Origin of the sequence: Acetanaerobacterium elongatum (assembly GCF_900103835.1) — a bacterium.
Lineage (GTDB): Bacteria > Bacillota > Clostridia > Oscillospirales > Ruminococcaceae > Acetanaerobacterium > Acetanaerobacterium elongatum.
In genome coordinates this window covers 12,049-36,837 of record NZ_FNID01000011.1, presented here as the reverse complement: position 1 = coordinate 36,837, position 24,789 = coordinate 12,049, and the positions used below count along the sequence as shown (strand labels likewise).

The 24,789-nt window shown below is 50.0% G+C and carries 29 protein-coding genes; all 29 read left to right on the top strand.

What is annotated here, in order from left to right; all coding sequences use genetic code 11:
- Positions 1-521: 521 nt before the first annotated feature.
- The 29 genes from BLR50_RS05235 to BLR50_RS05095 all read left to right on the top strand — a co-directional run bounded on the left by BLR50_RS05235 (position 522) and on the right by BLR50_RS05095 (position 24,786).
- A complete protein-coding gene (locus BLR50_RS05235; protein ID WP_092639268.1) occupies positions 522-1,049 on the top strand; it encodes a hypothetical protein in 528 nt (175 codons plus the stop codon).
- A gap of 139 nt (positions 1,050-1,188) precedes the next feature.
- The gene (locus BLR50_RS05230) at positions 1,189-1,407 is read left to right on the top strand and encodes a hypothetical protein (RefSeq protein ID WP_092639266.1); all 219 of its coding nucleotides are present in this window, start codon (positions 1,189-1,191) and stop codon (positions 1,405-1,407) included.
- On the top strand, positions 1,331-1,642 hold the full coding sequence (locus BLR50_RS05225) for a DNA ligase (RefSeq protein WP_092639264.1): 312 nt from the start codon (positions 1,331-1,333) through the stop codon (positions 1,640-1,642). Before BLR50_RS05230 ends, BLR50_RS05225 begins: the two co-directional genes overlap by 77 nt.
- Entirely contained in the window at positions 1,632-2,771 is a 1,140-nt protein-coding gene (locus BLR50_RS05220; protein ID WP_092639262.1) for a DUF2800 domain-containing protein, read from the top strand. The genes BLR50_RS05225 and BLR50_RS05220 overlap by 11 nt, the downstream gene beginning before the upstream one ends.
- Positions 2,764-3,339 carry a DUF2815 family protein gene (locus tag BLR50_RS05215; protein WP_092639260.1) on the top strand — a complete coding sequence of 192 codons (576 nt, stop codon included), beginning with the start codon at positions 2,764-2,766 and terminating at the stop codon, positions 3,337-3,339. Before BLR50_RS05220 ends, BLR50_RS05215 begins: the two co-directional genes overlap by 8 nt.
- Positions 3,340-3,410: 71 nt before the next feature.
- Complete coding sequence (locus tag BLR50_RS05210) at positions 3,411-5,351, top strand: DNA polymerase (RefSeq protein ID WP_092639258.1); 1,941 nt, start codon at positions 3,411-3,413, stop codon at positions 5,349-5,351.
- A gap of 80 nt (positions 5,352-5,431) precedes the next feature.
- On the top strand, positions 5,432-5,875 hold the full coding sequence (locus tag BLR50_RS05205) for a DUF7768 domain-containing protein (RefSeq protein WP_092639256.1): 444 nt from the start codon (positions 5,432-5,434) through the stop codon (positions 5,873-5,875).
- Positions 5,853-8,126, top strand: coding sequence for a phage/plasmid primase, P4 family (locus tag BLR50_RS05200; protein ID WP_092639254.1), 2,274 nt, complete (start codon positions 5,853-5,855; stop codon positions 8,124-8,126). Before BLR50_RS05205 ends, BLR50_RS05200 begins: the two co-directional genes overlap by 23 nt.
- Positions 8,127-8,265: 139 nt before the next feature.
- On the top strand, positions 8,266-8,547 hold the full coding sequence (locus tag BLR50_RS05195; RefSeq protein ID WP_092639252.1) for a VRR-NUC domain-containing protein: 282 nt from the start codon (positions 8,266-8,268) through the stop codon (positions 8,545-8,547).
- A complete protein-coding gene (locus tag BLR50_RS05190) occupies positions 8,528-9,892 on the top strand; it encodes a DEAD/DEAH box helicase (protein WP_242871695.1) in 1,365 nt (454 codons plus the stop codon). Before BLR50_RS05195 ends, BLR50_RS05190 begins: the two co-directional genes overlap by 20 nt.
- A gap of 59 nt (positions 9,893-9,951) precedes the next feature.
- Positions 9,952-10,173: a hypothetical protein gene (locus tag BLR50_RS05185; RefSeq protein ID WP_092639250.1), complete on the top strand. Its 222-nt coding sequence runs from the start codon at positions 9,952-9,954 to the stop codon at positions 10,171-10,173.
- Positions 10,170-10,586: a DUF1492 domain-containing protein gene (locus tag BLR50_RS05180; RefSeq protein WP_092639248.1), complete on the top strand. Its 417-nt coding sequence runs from the start codon at positions 10,170-10,172 to the stop codon at positions 10,584-10,586. The genes BLR50_RS05185 and BLR50_RS05180 overlap by 4 nt, the downstream gene beginning before the upstream one ends.
- A gap of 117 nt (positions 10,587-10,703) precedes the next feature.
- Positions 10,704-11,063 (top strand): HNH endonuclease, encoded by a 360-nt coding sequence (locus BLR50_RS05175; protein WP_092639246.1) that lies wholly within the window; start codon positions 10,704-10,706, stop codon positions 11,061-11,063.
- Between the two features lie 104 nt (positions 11,064-11,167).
- Positions 11,168-11,719 carry a P27 family phage terminase small subunit gene (locus BLR50_RS05170; RefSeq protein WP_092639357.1) on the top strand — a complete coding sequence of 184 codons (552 nt, stop codon included), beginning with the start codon at positions 11,168-11,170 and terminating at the stop codon, positions 11,717-11,719.
- Between the two features lies 1 nt (position 11,720).
- Positions 11,721-12,953: a site-specific DNA-methyltransferase gene (locus tag BLR50_RS05165; RefSeq protein WP_092639244.1), complete on the top strand. Its 1,233-nt coding sequence runs from the start codon at positions 11,721-11,723 to the stop codon at positions 12,951-12,953.
- Between the two features lie 164 nt (positions 12,954-13,117).
- Positions 13,118-14,044 carry a virulence protein gene (locus BLR50_RS14685; protein ID WP_242871694.1) on the top strand — a complete coding sequence of 309 codons (927 nt, stop codon included), beginning with the start codon at positions 13,118-13,120 and terminating at the stop codon, positions 14,042-14,044.
- Positions 14,028-14,252, top strand: coding sequence for a DUF4314 domain-containing protein (locus BLR50_RS05155; RefSeq protein ID WP_092639242.1), 225 nt, complete (start codon positions 14,028-14,030; stop codon positions 14,250-14,252). The genes BLR50_RS14685 and BLR50_RS05155 overlap by 17 nt, the downstream gene beginning before the upstream one ends.
- Before the next feature lie 69 nt (positions 14,253-14,321).
- Positions 14,322-15,962 (top strand): terminase large subunit, encoded by a 1,641-nt coding sequence (locus BLR50_RS05150; protein WP_092639354.1) that lies wholly within the window; start codon positions 14,322-14,324, stop codon positions 15,960-15,962.
- 16 nt (positions 15,963-15,978) lie between these two features.
- Positions 15,979-17,238 (top strand): phage portal protein, encoded by a 1,260-nt coding sequence (locus BLR50_RS05145; protein WP_092639240.1) that lies wholly within the window; start codon positions 15,979-15,981, stop codon positions 17,236-17,238.
- Entirely contained in the window at positions 17,235-17,933 is a 699-nt protein-coding gene (locus BLR50_RS05140; protein WP_092639238.1) for a head maturation protease, ClpP-related, read from the top strand. The genes BLR50_RS05145 and BLR50_RS05140 overlap by 4 nt, the downstream gene beginning before the upstream one ends.
- A 20-nt stretch (positions 17,934-17,953) precedes the next feature.
- Positions 17,954-19,162, top strand: coding sequence for a phage major capsid protein (locus tag BLR50_RS05135; protein WP_092639236.1), 1,209 nt, complete (start codon positions 17,954-17,956; stop codon positions 19,160-19,162).
- A gap of 12 nt (positions 19,163-19,174) precedes the next feature.
- On the top strand, positions 19,175-19,798 hold the full coding sequence (locus BLR50_RS14845) for a hypothetical protein (protein WP_423230281.1): 624 nt from the start codon (positions 19,175-19,177) through the stop codon (positions 19,796-19,798).
- Between the two features lie 18 nt (positions 19,799-19,816).
- Complete coding sequence (locus BLR50_RS05125) at positions 19,817-20,125, top strand: head-tail connector protein (protein ID WP_091686728.1); 309 nt, start codon at positions 19,817-19,819, stop codon at positions 20,123-20,125.
- Positions 20,126-20,127: 2 nt separating this feature from the next.
- The gene (locus BLR50_RS05120) at positions 20,128-20,454 is read left to right on the top strand and encodes a head-tail adaptor protein (RefSeq protein WP_092639235.1); all 327 of its coding nucleotides are present in this window, start codon (positions 20,128-20,130) and stop codon (positions 20,452-20,454) included.
- Positions 20,447-20,878: an HK97-gp10 family putative phage morphogenesis protein gene (locus tag BLR50_RS05115; RefSeq protein WP_092639234.1), complete on the top strand. Its 432-nt coding sequence runs from the start codon at positions 20,447-20,449 to the stop codon at positions 20,876-20,878. Before BLR50_RS05120 ends, BLR50_RS05115 begins: the two co-directional genes overlap by 8 nt.
- Entirely contained in the window at positions 20,875-21,219 is a 345-nt protein-coding gene (locus BLR50_RS05110) for a hypothetical protein (RefSeq protein WP_092639232.1), read from the top strand. The genes BLR50_RS05115 and BLR50_RS05110 overlap by 4 nt, the downstream gene beginning before the upstream one ends.
- A gap of 1 nt (position 21,220) precedes the next feature.
- Positions 21,221-21,820 (top strand): major tail protein, encoded by a 600-nt coding sequence (locus BLR50_RS05105; RefSeq protein ID WP_092639229.1) that lies wholly within the window; start codon positions 21,221-21,223, stop codon positions 21,818-21,820.
- Positions 21,821-21,823: 3 nt separating this feature from the next.
- Entirely contained in the window at positions 21,824-22,210 is a 387-nt protein-coding gene (locus BLR50_RS05100; protein ID WP_092639227.1) for a hypothetical protein, read from the top strand.
- A gap of 524 nt (positions 22,211-22,734) precedes the next feature.
- Positions 22,735-24,786 carry a phage tail protein gene (locus tag BLR50_RS05095; RefSeq protein WP_092639225.1) on the top strand — a complete coding sequence of 684 codons (2,052 nt, stop codon included), beginning with the start codon at positions 22,735-22,737 and terminating at the stop codon, positions 24,784-24,786.
- Positions 24,787-24,789: the final 3 nt, after the last annotated feature.

Genomic DNA, 24,789 nt, shown 5'->3' with positions numbered 1-24,789 from the left:
TAAAATTATTTTGTAAGGGAGGACATGATTTACCGCATTGTACAAGCAAGGCTGATCCTGTAGAACTTGATTTAGCCCTACTTAATTACGCTAGTTAATTTACAATCTCGCTAAAAACAACTTATCCATACTTAATCACATTTCATTATACAGTAGTAAGCGAAAGATTACAAGATAAGACCAAAAAAGATAAATCAAAGCGAGCAAATCAATATCCCCCCAGATAACCGACCTTAAGGTCCCAGGTAATCTCTCACAACTGAGGACAAACAGTCCGCAAGAGCCGCGGATTATTCGGCTCTGAAAATACATCAACATCGCTGAGATGGCCATTAAGCGGTGGAGGTTACATAGAGGTTTCGGGAGCGGTGATAAAGACCGTCTCTGAAGCGCCGATGTGCCACCACCTTAGTTTCGTGCGCTCATTTTCAGCGGAAACGGGTCTGTGTACATCGTATGCAGACCCTCTTTTTGTTTCCTCCACCGTCAACACTCGGCGGCAAATCAAGGAGGAAACAAATATGAAAAATCAGGTCAATCAACGCAAAATCTACATCCGCAGCACTAAACAGTGGGTGCCCGTAACTGAGGAAATCTACAGCGAATACTACCGCCCCATCTGGCGCTTACAGAAGGAAGCGCAAAAGAACGGTCAATGCGTATGCCCCAAGTCAAAACTCTGGATCTGCGATAGCGACTGTGCCACCTGCGAATATCGTGCAGCCGGAAACACTATCTCGCTCGACGCACCGATGGAAAATGCTGACGGCGATGGGTTCAGCCTTATCGATACAATTGTGGACCCGACCGGTAACTTTTCCGACATCCTTGTGGACAGGCTTCTGCTTGAACAGCTTCTCGACGAGTTGTCGGAGCGTGACCCCGAGGGCAACCGCATCTGCGAACTAATTATGGAGGGCAGCTCTAAGACTGAAATCGCAGATACCCTAAGGCGAGAATTCGGTGGCGACTGGTACAAGTCCAAAGCCGTCTACCGTGAAAAGCAGGTGCTCGACCAGCTTCGTAAACGTATATTAGGCCTCAAATAATCACACGGTTTTGCCCTCTGCCAGAGCTTTATGGCAGAGGGCAAAAATATTTTTCAGATTTTTTGTACGATAGGCCTCCTTTTTTCCAGTGGGTAGTGAGGACAGGAAAACAACAAGTCCCCAGATTGGAGGAAGCCTTATGAACGACAAAAGACAAATGAACGACACCGACGAGGAACTGATCGACACTTTGCTTGCGATCAGTGTCGTGTCCAAGAGGCTGGCGAGAAATCTTTCTATCCTCGCCGCCCAAAGCAAACCCACGGAAGGAGGAAAAGCAGATGAGCAAAGTGAGCGAGATGTCCGCGACAATCGAAGAACTGCGCAGGTGTGCTGCTGCTATCAACGACGCAGCTAACTGGCTGGCAGAGCAGTTCAGCAACTTTGAGTCGAAGCCGGAAGCCGCACCTGCCGAGCCAGTGCTAACGCTGGAAGCGGTCAGGGCTGTTCTTGCAGACAAGTCCCGCGCGGGCTTCACTGCTCAGATTCGCTCTCTGCTCCAGAAGTACTGTGCCGACAAGCTGTCGGGCGTTGACCCGGCAAACTACAAGGCGCTACTTGCAGATGTGGAGGGATTGACCGATGCCACCTAAAGGACACGCTATTCTCTCCGCATCCAGCTCGGACCGCTGGCTGCACTGCCCACCGTCCGCTCGGCTCTGTGAGAGCTACGATGACAAGGGCAGTAATTATGCAGCCGAGGGTACTGATGCCCACGCGCTTTGTGAGTTCAGACTCCGCCAAGCACTAGGCATGGAAGCAACCGACCCAACCGAAAACCTAATATGGTTCAACGAGGAAATGAACGACTGCGCCGCCGGATACGCCGCTTATGTACTCGAACAGGTAGAAGCGGCAAAGCAGACCTGCGCTGATCCTGTTGTTCTCATCGAACAGCGTGTGGACTTTTCCCGCTGGGTAGAGTCCGGCTTCGGCACAGCCGACTGCATCATCATCGCAGACGGCACCTTGCAGATCATTGACTACAAACATGGTCTGGGCGTGCTCGTAAGTGCAGAGGAAAACCCGCAGATGCAGTGTTACGCGCTCGGCGCTCTTGAGCTGTTTGATGGTATCTACGACATCAACTCGGTACGAATGACCATCTATCAACCCCGACGTGACAATGTCAGTACTTACGAAATCTCAAAAGACGAGCTTTACCGCTGGGCAGATGAGGTGCTAAAACCCACTGCTGACCTTGCTTTCGCAGGTGACGGCAACTTCCTGTGCGGTGAGTGGTGCGGCTTCTGTAAAGCAAAACACGAATGCCGAGCCAGAGCAGATGCCAATATGGAGCTCGCTCGTTACGACTTTAAGCTCCCGCCGCTGCTGACTGATGAAGAAGTCGAGGAAATCCTCGTTCGCGCCGACGATCTTGTGACCTGGGCAGCTGACATTAAGGAATACGCACTTCAACAGGCAATCAGCGGTAAGAAGTGGAACGGTTGGAAACTGGTCGAAGGCCGCTCGAACCGCAGGTACACAAATGAAACGGTAGTCGCTGGTGTGGTCACTGACGCTGGCTTTGACCCTTATGAGCACAAGGTTTTGGGCGTCACCGCTATGCAGAAGTTGCTCGGAAAATCCCGTTTTGACGAACTCCTCGCGACCTATATAGAGAAGCCACAGGGCAAACCCACGCTCGTGCCGGAGAGCGATAAACGCCCGGCGATGAACACAGCCAAAAATGATTTTATGGAGGAAAACGATTATGAATAACAGCACTACGAAAGTCAACAACCCAATGAAGGTTATCACTGGTCCCAACACCCGCTGGTCTTATGCAAACGTCTGGGAGCCCAAAAGTATCAACGGCGGTACACCGAAGTTCTCCGTCAGCCTCATAATCCCCAAGTCCGATACTAAGACGGTCGCAAAAATCAAGGCAGCTATCGAAGCGGCTTACCACGAGGGTGAGTCAAAGCTCAAGGGCAACGGTAAGACAGTGCCTCCGCTGGCGGCGCTCAAGACACCCCTTCGTGATGGTGATGCAGAACGTCCGGACGACGAAGCCTACGCCAACTCCTACTTTATCAACGCCAATGCAACCACGGCACCCGGCATTGTGGATGTCGACCGCAATCCGATTCTAACCCGTTCCGAGGTCTACTCCGGTGTGTACGGTCGTGCCAGCATCAGCTTCTATGCATTTAACAGCAATGGCAATAAAGGCATCGCCTGCGGTCTGAACAACCTGCAGAAGGTGCGCGACGGTGATCCTCTTGGTGGCAAGGCATCTGCCGAGTCTGATTTCGCAACCGATGATGACGAGGACTTCCTCGCCTGAAAACCAGAACCTCAAGGGTGGCGGGCCTTATGCCTGTCACCCTATCTGGGGTATATGAAGGGACAGTGTATATGAAATCACTCAGTATAGATATAGAAACCTTTTCAAGTGTCAATCTTGCTAAATCCGGTGTGTACCGCTATGTTGAAGCACCGGATTTTGAAATATTACTGTTCGGCTACTCCGTGGACGGTGGTGCTGTGCAGGTTATTGATCTTGCCTGCGGCGAGAAAATTCCTGGCGATGTTATAACCGCTCTAACCGACGAAACTGTGACAAAATGGGCTTTCAACGCCAACTTTGAGAGGACCTGTCTCTCACGATTTTTGGGGCTCCCGACTGGCGAATACATTAATCCTGTTTCGTGGCGCTGCTCTATGGTGTGGGCGGCGACGATGGGATTGCCTCTTTCGCTGGAAGGCGTCGGCTCTGTACTCAATCTGGATAAGCAAAAACTGACCGAAGGCAAGGACCTCATCAAGTTCTTCTGCCAGCCCTGCTCTCCGACAAAAGCAAATGGCCAGCGCATCCGAAATTTTCCTTATCATGCGCCGGATAAGTGGCTGGCGTTCAAGAAATATAACGTCCGAGATGTGGAGACCGAGATGTCCATACAGGCAAAGCTCTCTAAGTTCCCTGTGCCAGACAGCGTCTGGGACGAGTATAACCTCGACCAAGAGATCAACGACCGAGGCGTCGCTCTGGATATGACGCTAGTGAAGGAAGCCATCGACATTGATGGTCGTTCCCGTTCTGAGCTGACTGTGGCTATGAAGAGGCTGACCGAGTTGGATAATCCAAACTCCGTGCAGCAGATGAAACAGTGGCTCTCGAACAATGGCATGGAGACCGACACGCTCGGTAAAAAGGCAGTCGTGGAGCTCTTGAGATCCGCGCCACCTGAGCTTGCGGAGGTGCTTTCCCTCAGACAGCAGCTCGCTAAGTCCTCGGTGAAAAAGTATCAGGCGATGGAAAACGCGGTCTGCTCTGATGGCAGAGCTCGCGGTATGTTTCAGTTTTTCGGGGCAAACCGCACCGGTCGCTGGGCAGGTCGCCTAATCCAAATGCAAAACCTGCCTCAGAACCATCTGGAGGATTTGGCTGAGGCCCGCTCACTTGTTCGCTGCGGAGATTTTGTCGCTCTCAAAATGCTCTACGAAGATGTCCCGGACACGCTTTCCCAACTTATCCGTACCACATTTGTACCGAGAACTGGTGCAAAGCTCATCGTTTCAGACTTCAGCGCCATCGAAGCCCGTGTAATCGCGTGGCTTGCCGATGAGCAATGGCGTCAGGATGTGTTTGCTAAAGGCGGAGATATCTACTGTGCCTCTGCATCTCAGATGTTCAAAGTACCGGTCGAGAAGCACGGCATCAATGGTCACCTACGGCAGAAAGGCAAGATCGCAGAATTGGCACTCGGATATGGAGGCTCAGTCGGTGCGCTCAAGGCGATGGGTGCTCTTGATATGGGACTTGCCGAAGAAGAGCTCCCTTTGCTGGTAGATGCATGGCGGCAGTCGAATCCCCACATCGTGAAGTTCTGGTGGGATGTGGACAAGGCCGCCATGGAAGCAGTTCGCTATAAACACACCAACTCGACACACGGTATCACCTTCACTTGCCATAGTGGAATGTTGTTTATCACGCTGCCAAGCGGCAGACGGCTTGCCTATGTGAAGCCTCGTATCGGTGAAAACAAGTTCGGAGGGAGCTGCATCACCTACGAAGGTGTTGGTAGCACGAAGAAATGGGAACGATTGGACTCCTACGGACCTAAGTTAGTGGAGAACATTGTTCAGGCGACTGCCCGCGATATTCTCTGTTATGCGATGCAGACGCTTCGGCGCTGCTCCATTGTCATGCATATTCACGACGAGGTTGTCATCGAAGCCGACCCGAGTATGTCACTTGCATCTGTCTGTGAACAGATGGGCAGGACGCCACCGTGGGCTAAAGGCCTGCAGCTCCGTGCCGATGGCTACGAGACGGATTTCTATAAAAAAGATTAAAAATATTTGTACGATAGGCTTCCTTTTTTCCAGTGGATATTAGAGATGGACAAGAAGCCCATCGTGAAAGGAGGCTCTCAATGAGTATAGATAAACGCAATAGCGAGGGTTACCCCGACCCAACCGCCTACGAAGCCCTGTCGCTGATCGAGAAAGAGGAACGCGCACTCCGCGCTTTCTGGCCAATCGTATATATCTGCTCTCCTTATGCGGGAGACATCGAAAAAAATGTAAAAGCTGCACGGGATTATTGCCGTTTCGCTGTGGGCAAGGGATTCATACCAATCGCACCGCATCTGCTCTTTCCACAGTTTATGGACGACACCAACCCGCAAGAGCGTGAACTGGGATTATTCTTTGGAAATGCCCTGATGAGCAAATGCTCCGAAGTGTGGGTGTTCGGCAGCGCAATCTCTCCCGGCATGCAGACAGAGATCAAAAGAGCCAGGTGGAAAAACTACCGCCTGCGCTACTTCACAGAAGATTTGGAGGAGGTTCAAGATGTTTACCATATATCATTCTGACTTCATTGGTAATCCCGGCAACTGCTCCTATCCGCATAAAGCAGAGATAACCGATGCAGCGGATCTTTGTTCTGCGGTCAGTCGGGATTATGTTTGCGCGGAATACCGCAACAACTATCGTAGCGGCGATAACTTCATAGGTAGCGACTGCCTGCCGGTGGACTGTGACAATGACCACTCCGAGAACCCTGACGAATGGATGCAGCCTGCTGATGTGGAAGCAGCTTTTCCCGGCGTCACATTTGCCATTCACTATAGTCGATCACATATGCGCGAGAAAAACGGAAAGCCTGCTCGACCTAAGTTCCATGTGCTGTTTCCCATTGACCGGGTCACCGACGCGACCTGTTATAGCGACATGAAAAAGCTAGTCAACGCCATCTTTCCATATTTCGACACGAAAGCGCTGGACGCTGCTCGTTTCTTTTTCGGCACCAACTCGCCGCAGGTGGAAATTCACGAGGGCTGTATAAATCTAACGGCCTTCTTGGCGGGTGAAGATTTCGATGCAAATATGGCTAGCGGGTATAGTGCCAGTCAGGTTATTCCGGAGGGTAGCCGCAACGCTACACTCTCCCGCTTTGCTGGTCGGGTCATCAAGAAATACGGTGACAGCGAAGATGCGTATCAGGCATTTATGGAAGAGGCTGCTAAATGCGATCCTCCACTCCCGGACTTTGAGCTTTCGATTATCTGGCACAGCGCACAACGTTTCTTAGCAAAGGTACAGCAGCAGGACGGATATATTCCGCCAGAGACATATAACGATCCCGTTTCATATAAGCCCGGTGACTTCTCAGATGTGGGCCAAGCTGAAGTGCTGGCAAAGCACTTCTCCGGTGAATTGCGATATTCACCCGCAACACATTTTATCCGTTACAACGAACACTACTGGCAGGAAAGTGAGCCTGGCGCACAGGCAGTCGCACACGAACTGACCCGTCGACAATTGGAGGAAGCCACCAAAGATCTGCTGGCAGCGATGAAGCTGCTGACGGAAAACGGCGGTCAGACAATTCTCGAAGGCGCATCCAAAAGCAAAGCTGAAAGCCTGATGAACGATTCGCAGCTTGAGGCTTATAAGGCTTTCCTTGCAGCGAAGGCATATCAGGCCTTCGTTATTCGACGCCGAGACTCCAAGAACATCACTGCAACACTGAAGGAGTCGCGGCCCATGCTGGAAATCTCACCTCGCGACCTTGACGCAGACTGTTTCCTGCTCTGCACACCCGCCGCTACTTACGACTTGCGAAAAGGTATGGATGGAGCGCGGGAACATTCGCCGGATGACTTTATCACAAAAATGACCTCAGTATCGCCCGGCAATAAGGGAGCACAGATTTGGCAAGATAGCTTAAACCTCATCTTCTGTGGAAAACAGGAACTTATCGACTATGTGCAGATGATCTGCGGGCTGGCTGCCATCGGCAAGGTATATGTAGAAGCTCTGATCATAGCTTACGGAGGCGGGCGAAACGGCAAGTCTACCTTCTGGAATGCCGTCTCTCGTGTGCTTGGACTCTACAGCGGCAACATCTCTGCTGATACCTTAACAGTAGGTTGTCGTCGCAACATCAAACCGGAGATGGCGGAGGTTAAGGGAAAGCGCCTGCTCATCGCTGCAGAACTACAGGAAGGTGCTCGGCTCAACGACTCTATCGTGAAACAACTCTGCTCTACTGATGATGTGTTTGCCGAGAAAAAGTATAAGGACCCGTTTAGCTTCACGCCCTGTCACACACTGGTGCTTTATACAAATCACCTGCCAAAGGTTAGTGCTTCGGATGATGGTATCTGGCGCAGGCTAATCGTGATCCCTTTCGACGCCAAGATTGATGGCAGCAGCGACATCAAGAACTATAGCGAGTATCTTTATCAGAACGCCGGTGAAAGCATATTGGCTTGGGTTATCGAAGGTGCCAAGAAGGTCATTGCGCTGAACTACAAAATCCCTGTGCCAGAATGTGTGCAGAGAGCTATCGCGGAGTACCGGGCGCAGAACGACTGGTTTGCCCATTTCCTTGAGGACAAATGTGAGCTTGATGCCAGCTTCCGCGAGAGCTCCAGTGTGCTTTATCAGGCCTATCGGAATTATTGCATTGATACCAACGAATATATCCGTAGTACTACAGACTTCTATTCCGCTCTGGAGGCTGCTGGATATAGCCGTATCAAGGTGAAAAACAAGCGTTTCTTCGCCGGACTGAGGATAAAAACCGACGATGAAGATTTTGAGAAATTTCTGACCTAAGAGGACTATGGGGTAACCTCGATAAAGGTCATATACAAAAAGTCTCTTAGGGACAAAAAAATTGCTCTAGGAAAAGTTTTAGATATGACGTGCGTCGAGGTTACCCCACCTATAAAAATCTCTGATGGAGTGAACGAATATGAGAGAAAAAGCAATAGAGAAAAAACTGGTTCAGTCAGTCAAATCCGCTGGTGGTATCGCCCTGAAGTTTGTTTCTCCCGGTTTCGATGGAATGCCTGACCGTATTGTGCTTATACCGGATGGTCATATTGGCTTCGTGGAAGTAAAGGTCCCAGGAGAGAAGCCGCGTCCATTACAGATAGCGAGACACGGACTGCTTCGGCGGCTCGGCTTCAAGGTGTATGTACTTGATGATGAACAGCAGATTGGAGGGATTCTCGATGAAATACGAACCTCATAACTACCAGACCTACGCAACCCGTTACATCGAGGAGCATCCGATCTCCGCCGTTCTCTTGGATATGGGCATTGGCAAAACGAGCATCACGTTGACGGCGCTGAATAACCTGCTGTTTGACAGCTTCGAAGCGCATCGCATTCTGGTCATCGCCCCATTACGAGTAGCACGGGACACATGGCTTTCTGAAGCGGATAAGTGGGATCACCTACAAAACCTCATCTGCTCCGTGGCTGTCGGCACCGAAGCGGAACGTCGTGCGGCACTCATGAAGCCTGCTGACATCTATATCATCAACCGAGAAAATATTCAGTGGCTGATTGAGGACAGCAAACTGCCTTTTAACTATGACACCGTGGTTGTCGATGAGCTGTCCTCCTTCAAAAACTATCAGGCAAAACGCTTCAGGGCATTGATGAAGGTTCGCCCCACGATCAAGCGCATCATTGGGCTAACCGGTACTCCCAGCAGCAACGGTCTCATGGATTTATGGGCAGAATTTCGGCTGCTGGACATGGGCACTCGGCTCGGAAGGTTTATCAGCCACTATCGGCTTGAATACTTCCAGCCAGACAAGCGCAATGGGCAGGTCATCTTTACCTACAAACCTCTTCCCGGAGCGGAACAACGCATCTATAACAAGATAGCGGACATCACCATTTCCATGCGCTCCACCGACCTTTTGAAAATGCCGGAGCTGGTCAGCAGCGAATATACCGTCAGGCTATCCGATGAGGAACGTAAACGATATGACAGCCTGAAGCAAGACCTCGTCCTACAGCTTCAGGACAGCGAGATCACCGCCGCAAACGCAGCTGCTCTCACCGGAAAGCTCTGTCAAATGGCAAACGGCACAATCTACACCGACGATGGCAGTACCGTGAATCTTCACGACCGGAAATTGGACGCACTGGAGGACATTATTGAAGCCGCTGGTGGAAAACCACTTCTGGTAGCTTATTGGTTCAAACATGACCTTGCTCGCATAACAGAGCGGCTGAATAAGCTACATGTTCCGTTCTCCAAGTTGGACAGTTCCGAGAGCATCAAGCGTTGGAACGACGGTGAGCTTCCTGTAGCGCTTATCCACCCAGTTTCTGCCGGTCACGGTTTAAATCTTCAAAACGGCGGCTCCTGCATCATCTGGTTCGGGCTGACATGGTCGCTGGAATTGTATCAGCAGACCAACGCCCGACTCTGGCGGCAGGGACAAAGCGCCGAAACGGTTGTGGTGCAGCACATCGTTACCAAAGGCACAATCGACGAGCGGATTCTGAAGGTATTGTCCAAGAAGGACAGTACTCAAGCGGCGCTGATCGATGCGGTAAAAGCCGACCTGCACATCTGAGACAATCAACGACAATCCGTGCCAATCCGAGAGAAACAAAAAATTCGGAGGTACAGATTATGAACACACCATATGAAAACTTAGCAAACGCTGTCATCTTGAGAGCCGTTGAGGATTATCGCAAATCGCTCCGCGTGCTATCCATGCATCCTTATCACCGCGATGCCCTACGGGAAAAAAGAAGTATTCTTCGCTTCTTTCACTCTGACTGGTTTCGTGTTTTAACAAACCTTGATCCAGAACTTCTTGTCAAGCGTCTTGATAAGGAGGTGGCAGTATGACGGCAAAAGAATATCTCGGACAGGCATATCGCCTCGACCATCGTATCAATTCAAAGCTAGAGCAAATAGCTTCACTAAATGAATTGGCTACGAAATGCACCTACACCCTCACTGGTATGCCGCGAAATCCGAATCGCAGCACATCAACGATGGCTGATGCTATAGCTAAGATTATCGACCTGCAAGCTGAAATCAACCGTGATATCGACAGGCTTGTAAATCTTAAACGTGAAATGGTGAGGATAATAAAAGCTGTAGACAACACAGAGTACCAGACGCTTTTGGAGCTTCGATACTTATGCTTCAAAACCTGGGAACAAATCGCAGTTGATATGGGCTACAATGTCCGTCATGTCTACAGGCTGCACGGCGAAGCAGTAGAAAGCATCGTTGTTCCGCAAACAAGTCACTGAATGTCACTGTTTGTCATGTATCCCTCTGTGATAGAATAAAATCAGGAAATCAGAATCCATGAGGGCCTTGTGGGAGCAATCCTGCAGGGCTTTTCTTGTGTCCAAGGAGATGAACCAATGCCATATAAACCAAAACGTCCCTGTGCCTACCCCGGCTGCGGTCGGCTTGCTGTACGTGGGCAATACTGTGCCGAGCATCAGAAGGTTATGGACAAACAATACAACCAGTACGAGCGCGACCCCAAGTCAAACAAACGCTACGGTCGTAGCTGGAAACGAATCCGTGATCGCTACATCAAAGCACATCCACTCTGCGAAGAGTGTCAGAAGCAAGGAAGGCTGACACCCGCAGAGGAAGTCCACCACATCCTTCCGCTATCCAAAGGCGGCAGCAATGAGAAGAGCAATCTCATGGCTCTTTGTAAATCCTGCCATTCTCGAATCACTGCCGAGAGCGGCGACCGGTGGGGGCGGTAAAATCTCTAAAACTTTTTTATGCGGACAGCGGCGTGGGGCTTCGTGTTGAAAAACGCGCTTTCAAACAAGGGAATAGCCCCAGCCAGCAAAGTGAGGTGATAACTTTGGCAAAAGACGGTACCAACCGTGGAGGCGCTCGTATCGGCGCGGGCGCAAAAAAGAAGCCATTAGCCGACAAAATAACCGAAGGCAATCCCGGCGGCAGGAAACTGACCATCATGGAGTTTTCTGACACTGCAAACCTTCAGGGGATGGAGATGCCGGAACCGAATAAAATGCTTGAAGCTATACAAAAAGACGGTAAGGCGCTTGTTGCAGGCGAAATCTACAGAAACACATGGATATGGCTGAATGAACGCGGGTGTGCCGCTCTCGTTTCTCCTCAGCTTCTGGAACGCTATGCTATGAGCGTGGCTCGTTGGATTCAATGTGAGGAAGCAATCACTGAATATGGTTTTTTGGCAAAGCACCCTACTACGGGAAATGCCATTCAAAGTCCCTATGTGGCAATAGGTCACAGTTATGAAAAGCAAACGAATCTCCTGTGGTTGGAGATTTTTCAGATAGTCAAAGAAAACTGCACCGGCGACTACAAGGGTGCAAATCCGCAGGACGATGTCATGGAGCGGCTTTTGACCGCTCGGAAAGGAAAATAATATGCTGATTGAGAAAAAGAATACCGCCGAGCTTCTGCCTGCAGATTACAATCCACGAAAAGACTTAAAGCCCGGCGACCCTGAATATGATAAGCTGAAGCGTTCAATTGAACAGTTCGGATATGTCGAGCCGGTCATTTGGAATAAGGTAACCGGCCGAGTTGTAGGGGGGCATCAGCGTTTAAAGGTGCTCATCGATATGGGCATTACTGAAGTTGAATGCGTAGTGGTCGAGCTTCCGGAGGACAAGGAAAAGGCGCTCAACATCGCGCTGAACAAGATTTCCGGCGAATGGGATAAGGATAAGCTGGCACTTCTGATTGCTGACCTGCAGGGTGCGGACTTCGATGTGTCCCTTACGGGCTTTGACCCAGCCGAACTGGATGATTTGTTCAAGAATAGTATTAAGGGCGGTATCCACGACGATGATTTTGATGTAGACGCCGAGCTAAAGGAGCCGCCGATTACTAAGCTTGGTGACCTCTGGACCCTTGGTCGGCATCGACTGGTCTGCGGTGACTCTACAAAAGCGGAGACATTTGATTTGTTGATGGCCGGAACCAAGGCTAATCTTGTCATTACCGACCCGCCCTACAACGTCAACTATGAAGGCAATGCCGGAAAGATTAAAAATGACAACATGGCAAACGACGCCTTTTATAACTTCCTGCTTGCCGCTTTTCAGAACACCGAATCAGTCATGGCGGACGACGCCAGCATCTATGTTTTCCATGCCGACACCGAAGGGCTTAATTTCAGAAGAGCCTTTTCGGATGCCGGTTTTTATTTGTCCGGCTGCTGCATCTGGAAAAAGCAGTCGCTGGTGCTGGGGCGATCTCCATACCAGTGGCAGCACGAACCTGTGCTCTACGGCTGGAAGAAAAACGGGAAGCATCAGTGGTACAGCGGACGCAAGGAAACCACCATATGGGAGTTTGACAAGCCAAAGAAAAATGGCGACCACCCTACAATGAAACCTATCCCGCTTCTAGCGTATCCCATTATGAACAGCTCCATGAGCAACACGCTGGTGCTCGACCCCTTCGGCGGCAGCGGCTCAACGCTGATTGCTTGCGAACAATCCGACCGCTCATGTTATACCATTGAGCTTGATGAAAAATTCTGTGATGTTATTGTCAAACGATACATTGAACAGATTGGAACAGCCGACAAGGTTAGCGTACAGCGCGACGGTGTGCTCTACTCCTATGCGGAGGTAACGGCAGACAAGTAAACACCGCTTTCCGGTATTGTGTTATTCACACGAAAAGCCGCCTGATAATCAGTACAGTATTCTACACTGAAATCGCACAAACCCCTTGATATATAAGCGGTTTAGAGTGATTAATGTAGTACCGAAACTGAATAAATTCGGCTCAAAGAAAGGCGGTTTATAAAATGAAACTCAATTATAATGTTGCAGGAAGCGAACGCAAATTACTGGTTGGAGCGGTCAGCACGGTGCTGGATGCGCCAGTCAAGTACCTCGGAGCGCCGACCTTTGCCTACGAAGTCGGAGCTTACCACATCGACAAGTCCGGAATGCTTACAGGCCCCGATAACCTTGACTTGGAGAATTTGCTCCATCAAGCAGGTTTTGACGCAGACGGTGACAGCCGCAGGTATGATGGAGATGACTCCTGTACGAGTACGCTTGATGAGTTCCCGGATATTGACCAGCACCATCCCGGGCGGTATGTCAACCCCGATGCACCCATTACCGATACCATGCAAAGACAACTCGATGAAGTGCTTGCCTTTGAGGACCTGAGGATGGACGGCCGCGAGGAAATGGGGCTGGGCCGTACCCGTCGCGAAAGTTACCAGGGTGAAAACGGAATGCAGGCAAGCGATGTACCTGAACCCGATGATGACATGGGATTGGTAATTGAGATGCCGCGCTCCACTTTTACCGACGCGGCGCTTGAAAACCTCAAGCGGCTGGTAGAAAGCAAAGCGGCGCTTATCAAGAAGGCGCTCGGAGCAGACAACTTGGAAATCGAGCTCACCGACGAGATGATTCGCTTCCCTTGGTTTGAAAGCATCCCGGAGCCAGAGGTCATCAGCGCGACTACACACTTAATCGAGAAAATCCTTGATACAGCCAAGCACCAGAAGCGTGTCACTGCAAAGGAAAAGGATATCGATAACGACAAATACGCTTTCCGCTGCTTTCTCCTCCGGCTTGGCTTCATCGGTGACGAGTACAAGGAAACGCGCCGGACGCTTCTTCGGAACTTGACCGGCAGCGCTGCATTTCGCACAGAAACCCAAAAAAATCTGACAAATGGAAAGGAGACGGAAAGTGATGAGATTTCCGAGTAAAGAAATAGTTGAGCGCATCCGATGCCAGTTTCCTATTGGCTGCCGAGTGGAGCTTCTTCGCATGGATGACCTACAGGCTCCACCCGTCGGTACCAAGGGCACCGTAACCGGTGTGGACGATACCGGCTCCGTGATGGTTAACTGGGATAACGGCAGTAGGCTAAATGTGGTCTATGGTGAGGATTTATGCCGGAAAATTGAAATGTAAACAAAAGGCTTGAGAGCAGTGCCGGAAACGGCTCTGTATCTCGTTCAGATAGATTTTTACGGACTGCCGATGGCGGTCTTTTATTTTGCCCATGAGGAGGTGGCGTATACGAGAAAACTGAAAAAATATGTACCGACAAAGTTTATGGCTCCCGATTCGTATTACGACAAGTCTGCCGCCGACCGCACCGTTGCTTTCATTGAGGCACTCTGCCACACCAAAGGTACGTGGGCCGGTAAGCCTTTTGAACTGATTGACTGGCAGGAACAAATTATCCGTGACATTTTCGGAACGCTCAAGCCCAACGGCTATCGGCAGTTCAATACCGCTTATGTCGAAATTCCGAAGAAGATGGGAAAATCAGAACTTGCTGCAGCTGTGGCACTTCTACTCACCTGCGGTGATTTTGAGGAACGCGCAGAGGTCTACGGCTGTGCTGCCGACCGAAACCAAGCGTCCATCGTTTTCAATGTAGCGGCGGACATGGTGCGTATGTGTCCTGCACTCTCAAAACGAGTCAAAATACTGGATGCAACGAAGCGGCTCATCTATCAAAAGACGAATAGCATCTATCAAGTCCTATCTGCCGATGTCGGCAATAAGCACGGTTTCAACACCCACGGCGTGGTGTTCGACGAGCTGCATACCCAGCCCAATCGAAAACTCTTTGATGTTATGACCAAGGGAAGCGGCGATGCGAGGATGCAGCCGTTATATTTTCTTATCACTACGGCTGGTGACAATCAAAACAGCATTTGCTGGGAGGTCCACCAGAAGGCACTGGATATTATCGATGGCCGTAAAACTGACCCAACCTTCTACCCGGTAATATACGGCGCTGCGCAGGAGGATGACTGGACTGATCCCAAGGTGTGGAAAAAAGCCAATCCTTCTCTCGGCATAACGGTGAGCATGGATAAGGTCAGGGCGGCATTTGAGTCGGCGAGACAGAATCCCGCCGAGGAGAACAGCTTTCGGCAGCTTCGTCTGAACCAATGGGTAAAACAGGCGGTACGCTGGATGCCGATGGACAAATGGGATGCCTGCTCTTTTGCAGTTGACCCGGAAGCTTTACGTGGACGAGTTTGCTACGGTGGTCTTGACCTCTCGTCCTCTACCGATATCACAGCGTTCGTACTGGTATTTCCTCCTGCAGATGAGGCAGATAAATACGCCATACTGCCGTACTTCTGGATACCGGAGGACAATATCGATTTACGAGTCAAACGCGACCATGTGAACTACGACCTGTGGTCGAAGCAGGGCTTCCTGCAAACCACCGAAGGTAATGTCGTCCATTACGGGTACATTGAAAAATATATTGAACAGCTCGGTGAGAAATACAACATTCGTGAAATAGCCTTTGACCGCTGGGGTGCTGTGCAGATGGTGCAGAACCTTGAGAGCATGGGTTTCACAGTTGTGCCATTCGGACAGGGCTTTAAGGATATGTCCCCACCGACCAAGGAACTCATGAAGCTAACCTTAGAGCAGAAACTTGCCCACGGCGGCCATCCGGTGCTTCGCTGGATGATGGATAACATCTATATCCGTACCGACCCGGCAGGGAACATCAAAGCGGACAAAGAGAAATCTACCGAGAAAATCGATGGTGCAGTCGCCACCATTATGGCGCTTGACCGGGCAATACGATGCGGAAATGTTACGAGCGAAAGCGTGTATGACTCACGCGGACTGCTCGTTTTTTGATTGGAGGTGAATGCCTATGAACATCTTTCAAGGAATATTCAAAGCCCGTGACAAGCCTAAGGATGCCCTTTGCGGCGGGCGCTACGACTTCTTCTTTGGGAGCACAAGCTCAGGAAAGCCGGTTAACGAACATACTGCCATGCAGATGACTGCGGTTTATTCCTGCGTGAGGATACTTTCCGAAACACTGGCGGGTCTTCCGCTTCATGTGTATAAGTACAACGACAGTGGCGGCAAAGAAAAATACCTGAAGCACCCGCTATATAAGCTGCTCCATGACGAGCCGAATCCGGAGATGACTTCATTTGCGTTTAGGGAAACGCTGATGAGTCATCTTTTATTATGGGGCAATGCCTATGCGCAGATTATACGTAATGCTAAGGGTGAGGTCATTTCCCTCTATCCGCTGATGCCAAACAAGATGACAGTCGACCGTGATTCGAACGGCCGGCTTTTCTATTTATACCAGCGCAGCTCAGAGGACGTACCTTCACTTGGCAAGGACAGTCAGGTCTACCTTACACCAGCCGATGTCTTGCATATTCCGGGCTTGGGATTTGACGGGCTTGTTGGTTACTCACCCATTGCAATGGCAAAAAACGCGGTAGGCCTCGCAATCGCCACTGAGGAATACGGAGCGAAGTTTTTCGCAAACGGTGCCGCGCCGGGCGGTGTGCTCGAACATCCCGGCACGATTAAGGACCCGCAGAAGGTCAAAGAATCCTGGAATGCCGCCTACCAAGGCTCAACCAATTCACACAGGGTGGCTGTACTCGAGGAAGGCATGAAGTATCAGCCCATAGGGATTTCACCGGAACAGGCGCAGTTCCTGGAAACGCGAAAGTTTCAGATAAATGAGATCGCCCGTATTTTCAGAGTGCCTCCCCATATGCTCGCCGACCTTGAAAAATCGTCCTTCAGCAACATCGAGCAGCAGAGCCTTGAGTTCGTGAAATACACGCTCGACCCGTGGGTGGTGCGCTGGGAGCAGTCCATGTGCCGTGTTCTGCTTTCCGACAGTGAAAAGCCTACAGTTTTTATCAAGTTCAACGTGGACGGACTTCTGCGCGGCGATTACGCAAGCCGTATGAGCGGTTATGCGACCGCAAGGCAGAACGGTTGGATGTCCGCTAACGACATTCGTGAACTTGAAAACCTCGACCGTATCCCTGCGGAACTTGGCGGTGATCTCTACATCATAAACGGCGCGATGACCAAATTACAGGACGCGGGTGCGTTCGCAAATTCAAAAGGAATGGAGGAAACAACCGAATGAAGAAATTCTGGAACTGGGCGCGGGATGAAGATTCCGGCACCCGAACGCTCTATCTTGACGGCACAATAGCCGAGGAAAGCTGGTTTGACGACGATGTCACCCCGAAAGCATTTAAAGCAGATCTTAATGCTGGAGAAGGTGACATTGTTATTTGGATCAACTCTCCCGGCGGCGACTGTATCGCTGCGAGTCAGATCTATACCATGCTCATGGATTACAAAGGCAAAGTTACCGTAAAAATCGATGGTATTGCGGCGTCGGCAGCAAGCGTTATCGCAATGGCGGGAACTGAGGTGCTGATGGCTCCAACAGCCCTCATGATGGTGCATAACCCGCTTACCATCGCAATCGGCGACAGCGAAGAAATGCAGAAAGCCATCGCCATGCTGGACGAAGTCAAAGAAAGCATCATTAATGCCTATGAAATCAAAACCGGACAGTCCCGTGCGAAGCTCTCTCACCTTATGGACGCTGAAACCTGGCTTAATGCCAACAAAGCGATTGAATTAGGCTTTGCCGACGGCATTCTGGAGGATGAGAAAAAGAGAATTCAACCGGACGATGTCACCTATGCATTCAGCCGCAGAGCGGTAACGAACTCGCTGCTGAGCAAGGTCAAACCCAAGATGCCCAAACAGAACAAAGGTACACCCATTGAGTCGCTTGAGAAGCGGCTCTCTTTAATTTCCCACTAAATTTTATGGAGGTAATATCAATGAACAAAATTCTTGAACTGCGCGAAAAGCGCGCTAAGGCATGGGAAGCTGCTAAGGCTTTCCTCGATACCAAGCGCGGTACTGACGGTCTGGTTTCCCCTGAAGACACCGCTACCTACGAGAAAATGGAAGCCGACGTAGTCGCTCTCGGAAAAGAAATTGACCGTCTTGAGAAGCAGGAAGCCCTTGACCGTGAGCTTTCAAAGCCCCTGAACACACCCCTTACCGGCAAGCCTGCCGTTCTTGGTGTGGAAACCAAAACAGGCAGAGCATCTGATGAGTACAGAAAAGCGTTCTGGAATGCCATGCGTACCCGCGCAGGCGAGGGTCTTGATCGTATCGTGAAAAATGCTCTGCAGATCGGCACCGATTCTGAAGGCGGATACCTTGTCCCTGACGAGTTCGAACGCACACTTGTAGAGGCTCTTGATGAGGAGAACATTTTCCGCAGACTTGCAAAGGTCATTACCACTTCCTCCGGGGACCGCAAGATTCCGGTCGTAGCTTCAAAGGGTACAGCCTCCTGGATTGATGAGGAAGGCACTATTCTCGACAGTGACGACAGTTTCGGTCAGGTTTCCATCGGCGCTTACAAGCTTGGAACAATGATCAAGGTTTCTGAGGAACTGCTGAACGACAGCGTATTTCCGCTTGAATCCTATATTTCGAGGGAGTTCGCAAGGCGTATCGGCAGCAAGGAAGAAGAAGCCTTTTTCACAGGTGACGGCTCCGGTAAACCGACCGGCATCCTCGCAGCAACTGGCGGTGCTCAAGTCGGTGTGACCACAGCGGGCGCTGCGGCTATCACTATTGAAGAGGTGCTTGACCTGTTCTATTCGCTGAAAGCACCTTATAGAAACAAAGCTGTGTTCGTAATGAACGATGCCACCGTAAAGGCAATCCGCAAGCTGAAAGACGGCAACGGTCAGTATCTCTGGCAGCCCTCTCTGCAGGCCGGCACTCCTGACACCATTTTGAACCGTCCGCTGTATACTTCGGCATATGTACCCGCAATTGCCTCAGGCGCAAAGAGCATCGTGTTCGGCGATTTCAGTTATTACTGGGTAGCCGACCGCCAGGGACGTGTGTTTAAGAGACTCAATGAGCTCTACGCTGCAACCGGTCAGGTAGGCTTTGTTGCCACCCAGCGTGTTGACGGCAAACTCATTCTGCCGGAGGCTATCAAGGTACTCCAGCAGAAGGCTTAACGGAGGTGCAGTATGAGTTATAACACGAAAAACTACACCGAACAGGGCGGCGAGAAAACAGTAATCGGCGGAATGCTTGAAATTAAGGAGGGAGCCTCGGTAACGGGGCTTCCTTCTGCACCGAATCAAGCCGCAAGTACTGCCACAAATGTTGCAGGACTCAAGGACGATCTCAACGCGCTGCTTTTGAAATTGAAAGACACAGGACTGATGAAACCCGATACATGGAATGTCTCAGCAGCTAATGTCAACACTGCTCTGAGCGAAGATATGACAGCCAATCAAGGCAAAGTCGAATCCATCACCATCGAGGACAATGTCATTACAGTCACTGTTCCGGTTGACGAGCTGATTGCGTATGAAAGCTTGAGTCCCGCGCAAGGAACCCACAAATGGGTTGCCATCCTCATAACCACAGGACTACCTGCCATCACGGCAGTTAAGTATAACGGCAGTCAGCTGACCTCAGCCGATGCAGATGAAGCTGCTGCTGTCGGCGGGCAGGCCGGAGATATTGTGATGTGGCTGAAGTGCGACGAAATCGTAAATCAGCCGAAGTCGTTCACTCTCTGGTCATCCGGTTATCCCGAAGCCACATTCACTGTTGTCATCGCGGAACCGGAAACAGAAGAATAAGGAAAGGACGGTGGCGGAATGACGCTGATTGAAAAAGTAAAGGCAAATCTTATTCTTGAGCATACGGCGGACGATGAACTCCTGCAGATGTACATCACCGCCGCCGTATCCTATGCCGAAAGCTATCAGCACCTTCCGGAGAAATTCTACAAGGACCATCCTATGCCGCCTACCACAGAGCAGGCCGTCATTATGCTGTCGTCCCATTTTTATGAGAGCCGGGACGGCAGCACCGGCGGCTTTTTCGCCGACAACGTTCAGGCCGGACAGCAGGTATGGAATACGGTCAACCTTCTTCTTAAACTTGACCGGGATTGGAAGGTGTGAGCATGAGTTTTGGAAAAATGAACACATTCATCGATATTATCTCAACCGAACCCACGAAGGATGCTGACGGTTTTGTTATTCACGGCGATACTGTTCTTGCGTCAGTCAGGGCATATTTTGAGCAGAAAAACTCTACGGAAAAGTGGCGTAACATGGCGCAATCAGATGAAGTGAATGCCTTGTTCCGTCTCCGCACGATTCCCGGACTTGCTCTTCACAACCGCCATGTTATCGTCTGCGAAGGCAAACGCTACAACATATACTCGGTTGAAAATGTAAAGGGCCGTGGAATGTATCTTGAAGTATTGGCGGTGAACGTTGATGGCTAAGGTCAATTTCAAGATGCCGGAGGAATTCCTGCTCAAAGTGTCAAGGTTGGCTGAAAAGACCGATGAGATTATACCGAAGGTTCTTGAAGCCGGTGCTGAAGTCGTATATGACAAGGTAAAAAGCAATCTTTCTTCTGTGGTCGGTAAAAACACAAAGGTTAAAAGCCGCTCCACCGGAGAACTTGAATCTGCGCTTGGTGTATCTCCGGCGAAGCAAGACAGAGATGGTAATTTCAACGTGAAAATAGGCTTTGCAGAGCCGCGCTCTGACGGCGGCAGCAATGCCAAACTTGCCAACATCCTCGAATACGGAAAACATGGACAGCCTCCGAAACCTTTTCTGAAACCTGCCAAAAGCAGTTCAAGAGGTGCTTGCATTGAGGCTATGACCAATAAGCTGGAAAGTGAGATTGAGAAGCTATGAGCATATTATCTGAACTGAACACACTGTTTGAAGCCGCAAATATCCCTGTCGAAACAGGCGTCTTCAGCGGAGTAGCTCCTGATGAATACCTGGTACTGACCCCGCTTACTGACACCTTTGCCGTTTACGGAGATAATAAGCCGCTGGCGGATGTAAGCGAAGTCAGAATCTCGCTGTTCAGTAAAAACAACTATTTGCAAAGAAAGAATCAGCTTGTGAGGATGCTCCTCCAAGCTGATTTTGTTATTACCGACCGCCTGTATATCGGACACGAGGATGACACCGGCTATCACCACTACGCCATCGATGTGGCGAAAGAATACGAAACGGAGGAATTTTAACATGGCTACAATTGGGCTTGATAAACTCTACTACGCACCAATCACCGAAGCGCCTACTACGGGTTACGAAACCTACGGCGCTCCGGTAATGCTGGCAAAGGCAATCTCAGCTGAACTATCAATCGAACTTGCGGAAGCGACACTTTGGGCGGACGACGGTGCCGCCGAAATTATCAAGGAATTCAAGAACGGCAAACTGACCCTTGGTGTGGACGACATTGGTAAAACCGTCGCCGCAAAACTGACGGGCGCGACCACAGATGAAAACGGTGTTCTTATCTCTGCTTCAGAGGATGGTGGCGAGCCTGTCGCTATTGGATTTCGAGCGAAAAAAGCGAATGGTAAGTATCGCTACTTCTGGCTTTACCGCGTCAAGTTCGGCATTCCGTCCACCAATCTTGCCACCAAGGGTGATAGTATCACCTTTTCAACACCAAGTATTGAAGGCACTGTTTCCCGACGCAATAAACCGGACGGTAATGGTCGTCATCCATGGAAAGCGGAAGTTAACGAAGATGATGTGGATGTACTACCGGTTGTGACCAGTGATTGGTATACGGAAGTATACGAACCTGAATTTGAAACAGATTTGGAGGTTTAATGCATGGATAACGAACGAAGCGCCGTCATCAAAATCGGCGACAAAGAATATGAGCTGATTTTGTCCACTCGCGCCACAAAGGAAATCGCCAAACGATACGGCGGCCTGGACAACTTGGGTGAGAAGTTAATGAGGTCAGAAAACTTTGAGATGGCTCTGGATGAGATTATTTGGCTGATTACGCTCCTTGCCAACCAGTCCATCCTCATCCACAACCTTCGCAACAAGGAAAAACCAAAAGATTTGCTGACCGAGGAAGAAGTGGAATTGCTCACCTCGCCACTTGAACTGGCGGTATATAAGTCGGCAATTACTGAGGCGATGTTTAAAGGAACGGCTCGTAACATCGAAAGCGAGTATAGTGAGTCAAAAAACGCCGAGGTCGGGTAAGCGACAATGAGTTGTTTACCCGACTTTTATATTACGGTACGGTTCATCTAAATCGCTCCGAAGAGGAAACGTGGCTTACCCCAATTGGACAATTGCTGGATCTATGGGAATGCCATCGCCAGTTCCTTGGAATGGTCAAGCCAAAGCGCGAACTGTTTATTGAAGATGTCATTCCAGATGGCATCTGATTTTTTACGGAGGGAGGTGTTTTAAGTGGCTGACGATTTATCCGAGAACTCAGATAAATTGTCATATCCCATATATTCAGTTATCCTCCTAACTCTCAAAGGGCTTAGTAAAATCAATGATTTTTGAATGGTTTACTCGGATAACTCTTTTGGGGATTTCGATCATTACCGAGGCTATACAGTACTAAATTTGCATGTTTCGATGGTCGAAAATCATAAAACCATTCGTTCCAAGCTGTGAACGATGCATTTCCCGTGTAAAAGTTATCCGAGGAACTGTGCCGAAGAATACAGAAATCACGCCATTTCTCGGCAGGAAGGAGGATACGTATATATATGGGATATGACAATTTTGGGTTAAAAATAGGCGTCGAGGGCGAAAAGGAATTTAAAAACGCATTGCGTGATATAAACCAGTCATTCAAAGTGCTCGGTAGTGAAATGAAGCTGGTAACGAGCGAATTCGACAAACAGGACAAATCCATAGCGGCTACTGCTGCCCGTAACGAAGTCCTTAATAAAGCAATCGATGCCCAGAAGGAGAAAATCTCCACCCTTGAAGCCGCTCTTCGAAATGCATCCGAAAGCTTTGGTGAAAATGATCGCCGCACTCAAAACTGGCAGATTGCCCTCAATAATGCCAACGCAGAACTTAACAACATGGAGCGTGAATTAGAAGAATCCGCGGAAGAAGCCGACGACCTTGGTGAGGAACTTGAGGACGCTGGTGACAGCGCCGAAAAGTCTGGTGGAAAGTTCGAGAAACTGGGCGGCATCCTAAAAGGCATTGGTGTGGCAATGGGCGCTGTGGCTGTGGCTGCCGGAGCCGCTGCCATTAAACTTGGCAAAGAAGTCATATCCGCCTATGCGGACTACGAACAACTGGTCGGCGGTGTTGATACACTCTTTGGTGAAGCGTCGCAGTCTGTTCAGAAGTATGCTGAAAATGCTTTCAAGACCGCCGGTATGTCCGCCAACGAATATATGGAAACTGTCACGGGCTTTTCGGCAAGTCTTATCCAGTCCCTCGGCGGTGATACTGCAAAAGCGGCGCAGGTTGCGGACATGGCGATTACTGATATGGCGGATAATGCCAATAAAATGGGGACGGATCTGTCAGCTATTCAGACGGCCTATCAGGGTTTTGCCAAGCAAAACTATACTATGCTCGACAATCTGAAGCTGGGATATGGCGGCACAAAATCTGAAATGGAGCGACTCTTGGCTGATGCCGAAAAAATATCCGGCATTAAATACGACCTCTCTTCATTTTCCGATTTGACGGAAGCGATCCATGTCATTCAGACCGAAATGGGGATCACAGGAACAACCGCTTTGGAAGCCACGGAAACAATAGCTGGCTCTATGGCGGGGATGCAATCAGCTATAGGAAACTTGATGGCAGGGTTGGGTAATGCCAATGCTGATGTCGGACTTTTGATTAATAATGTGGTCGAAGCGTTCCAGAACGTCGTGAAAAACATTGTTCCAGTTATTGAGAATATCGTAAAGGCATTGCCGCCTGCCCTCGACGGGATACTACAGGCAATTGATGCTGGAATTCAACTTCTCGTGTCTTTAGTAGATGCCTTGCCTGAAATCATCACAGCAATTGTGGCGGCAATACCTCAAATTATCGAGGGTTTAATTACAGCAATCCTCGGATCTATTCCACAGCTTATTGACGCAGGGATTCAGCTGTTAGTATCGTTGGTTCAAAATTTACCGCAGATTATAACAGCTATCGTGGCGGCGATACCACAAATCATCTCGTCGCTTATTACGGCAATTATCGGTAGTATTCCGCAGCTTGTGGCGGCGGGTATCCAGCTTTTCGTGTCCTTGATAAAGAACCTGCCAACCATCATCGTGGAAATCGTAAAAGCTATACCCCAGATTATTACCGCCATCGTGAAAGGATTCACCGGTAACATCGGTAAAATCGTGCAAGTCGGCAGCGACCTAATAAAGGGTCTGTGGCAGGGTATTTCAAATGTCGCCGATTGGATTTGGGGTAAAATCTCCGGCTTCTTCGGAGGGATCGTCGACGGCATCAAAAACTTCTTCGGTATCCATTCTCCATCTACCTTATTTGCCGGACTTGGCGAGAACATGGGTCAAGGTATCGGTGTAGGCTTCGAACGGGCAATGGATGAAGTCGCAGAAGATATGCAGAACGCTATCCCCACTTCTTTTGATACGCCTGGCATAAATATGGGTGATGTGACAGGAAGTCATGGCGGCTTGGCGGTATCAGGTATGCCTTCGCTCATCAACATACAGCAGATGATTGTCCGCAGCGAGGATGACATCCGCAGAATATCACAGGAACTTTATAATCTGATGCAGACCGGCTCGCGGGCGCAGGGACGGTTTAGCCCGGCATAAGGA

Excerpts from the sequence above, each read along its gene's own strand:
- BLR50_RS05185 (WP_092639250.1), top strand. The coding sequence starts at position 9,952 with ATGAACACACCATATGAAAACTTAGCAAACGCTGTCATCTTGAGAGCC.
- BLR50_RS05145 (WP_092639240.1), top strand. The coding sequence starts at position 15,979 with ATGAACATCTTTCAAGGAATATTCAAAGCCCGTGACAAGCCTAAGGAT.
- BLR50_RS05220 (WP_092639262.1), top strand. The coding sequence starts at position 1,632 with ATGCCACCTAAAGGACACGCTATTCTCTCCGCATCCAGCTCGGACCGC.
- BLR50_RS05215 (WP_092639260.1), top strand. The coding sequence starts at position 2,764 with ATGAATAACAGCACTACGAAAGTCAACAACCCAATGAAGGTTATCACT.
- BLR50_RS05120 (WP_092639235.1), top strand. The coding sequence starts at position 20,128 with ATGAGTTTTGGAAAAATGAACACATTCATCGATATTATCTCAACCGAA.
- BLR50_RS05115 (WP_092639234.1), top strand. The coding sequence starts at position 20,447 with ATGGCTAAGGTCAATTTCAAGATGCCGGAGGAATTCCTGCTCAAAGTG.
- BLR50_RS05125 (WP_091686728.1), top strand. The coding sequence starts at position 19,817 with ATGACGCTGATTGAAAAAGTAAAGGCAAATCTTATTCTTGAGCATACG.
- BLR50_RS05150 (WP_092639354.1), top strand. The coding sequence starts at position 14,322 with ATGGCGGTCTTTTATTTTGCCCATGAGGAGGTGGCGTATACGAGAAAA.
- BLR50_RS05205 (WP_092639256.1), top strand. The coding sequence starts at position 5,432 with ATGAGTATAGATAAACGCAATAGCGAGGGTTACCCCGACCCAACCGCC.
- BLR50_RS05195 (WP_092639252.1), top strand. The coding sequence starts at position 8,266 with ATGAGAGAAAAAGCAATAGAGAAAAAACTGGTTCAGTCAGTCAAATCC.
- BLR50_RS05175 (WP_092639246.1), top strand. The coding sequence starts at position 10,704 with ATGCCATATAAACCAAAACGTCCCTGTGCCTACCCCGGCTGCGGTCGG.
- BLR50_RS14685 (WP_242871694.1), top strand. The coding sequence starts at position 13,118 with ATGAAACTCAATTATAATGTTGCAGGAAGCGAACGCAAATTACTGGTT.
- BLR50_RS05105 (WP_092639229.1), top strand. The coding sequence starts at position 21,221 with ATGGCTACAATTGGGCTTGATAAACTCTACTACGCACCAATCACCGAA.
- BLR50_RS05180 (WP_092639248.1), top strand. The coding sequence starts at position 10,170 with ATGACGGCAAAAGAATATCTCGGACAGGCATATCGCCTCGACCATCGT.
- BLR50_RS05135 (WP_092639236.1), top strand. The coding sequence starts at position 17,954 with ATGAACAAAATTCTTGAACTGCGCGAAAAGCGCGCTAAGGCATGGGAA.
- BLR50_RS05210 (WP_092639258.1), top strand. The coding sequence starts at position 3,411 with ATGAAATCACTCAGTATAGATATAGAAACCTTTTCAAGTGTCAATCTT.
- BLR50_RS05230 (WP_092639266.1), top strand. The coding sequence starts at position 1,189 with ATGAACGACAAAAGACAAATGAACGACACCGACGAGGAACTGATCGAC.
- BLR50_RS05165 (WP_092639244.1), top strand. The coding sequence starts at position 11,721 with ATGCTGATTGAGAAAAAGAATACCGCCGAGCTTCTGCCTGCAGATTAC.
- BLR50_RS05225 (WP_092639264.1), top strand. The coding sequence starts at position 1,331 with ATGAGCAAAGTGAGCGAGATGTCCGCGACAATCGAAGAACTGCGCAGG.
- BLR50_RS05155 (WP_092639242.1), top strand. The coding sequence starts at position 14,028 with ATGAGATTTCCGAGTAAAGAAATAGTTGAGCGCATCCGATGCCAGTTT.
- BLR50_RS05095 (WP_092639225.1), top strand. The coding sequence starts at position 22,735 with ATGGGATATGACAATTTTGGGTTAAAAATAGGCGTCGAGGGCGAAAAG.
- BLR50_RS05200 (WP_092639254.1), top strand. The coding sequence starts at position 5,853 with ATGTTTACCATATATCATTCTGACTTCATTGGTAATCCCGGCAACTGC.
- BLR50_RS05140 (WP_092639238.1), top strand. The coding sequence starts at position 17,235 with ATGAAGAAATTCTGGAACTGGGCGCGGGATGAAGATTCCGGCACCCGA.
- BLR50_RS05110 (WP_092639232.1), top strand. The coding sequence starts at position 20,875 with ATGAGCATATTATCTGAACTGAACACACTGTTTGAAGCCGCAAATATC.
- BLR50_RS05235 (WP_092639268.1), top strand. The coding sequence starts at position 522 with ATGAAAAATCAGGTCAATCAACGCAAAATCTACATCCGCAGCACTAAA.
- BLR50_RS05100 (WP_092639227.1), top strand. The coding sequence starts at position 21,824 with ATGGATAACGAACGAAGCGCCGTCATCAAAATCGGCGACAAAGAATAT.
- BLR50_RS05190 (WP_242871695.1), top strand. The coding sequence starts at position 8,528 with ATGAAATACGAACCTCATAACTACCAGACCTACGCAACCCGTTACATC.
- BLR50_RS14845 (WP_423230281.1), top strand. The coding sequence starts at position 19,175 with ATGAGTTATAACACGAAAAACTACACCGAACAGGGCGGCGAGAAAACA.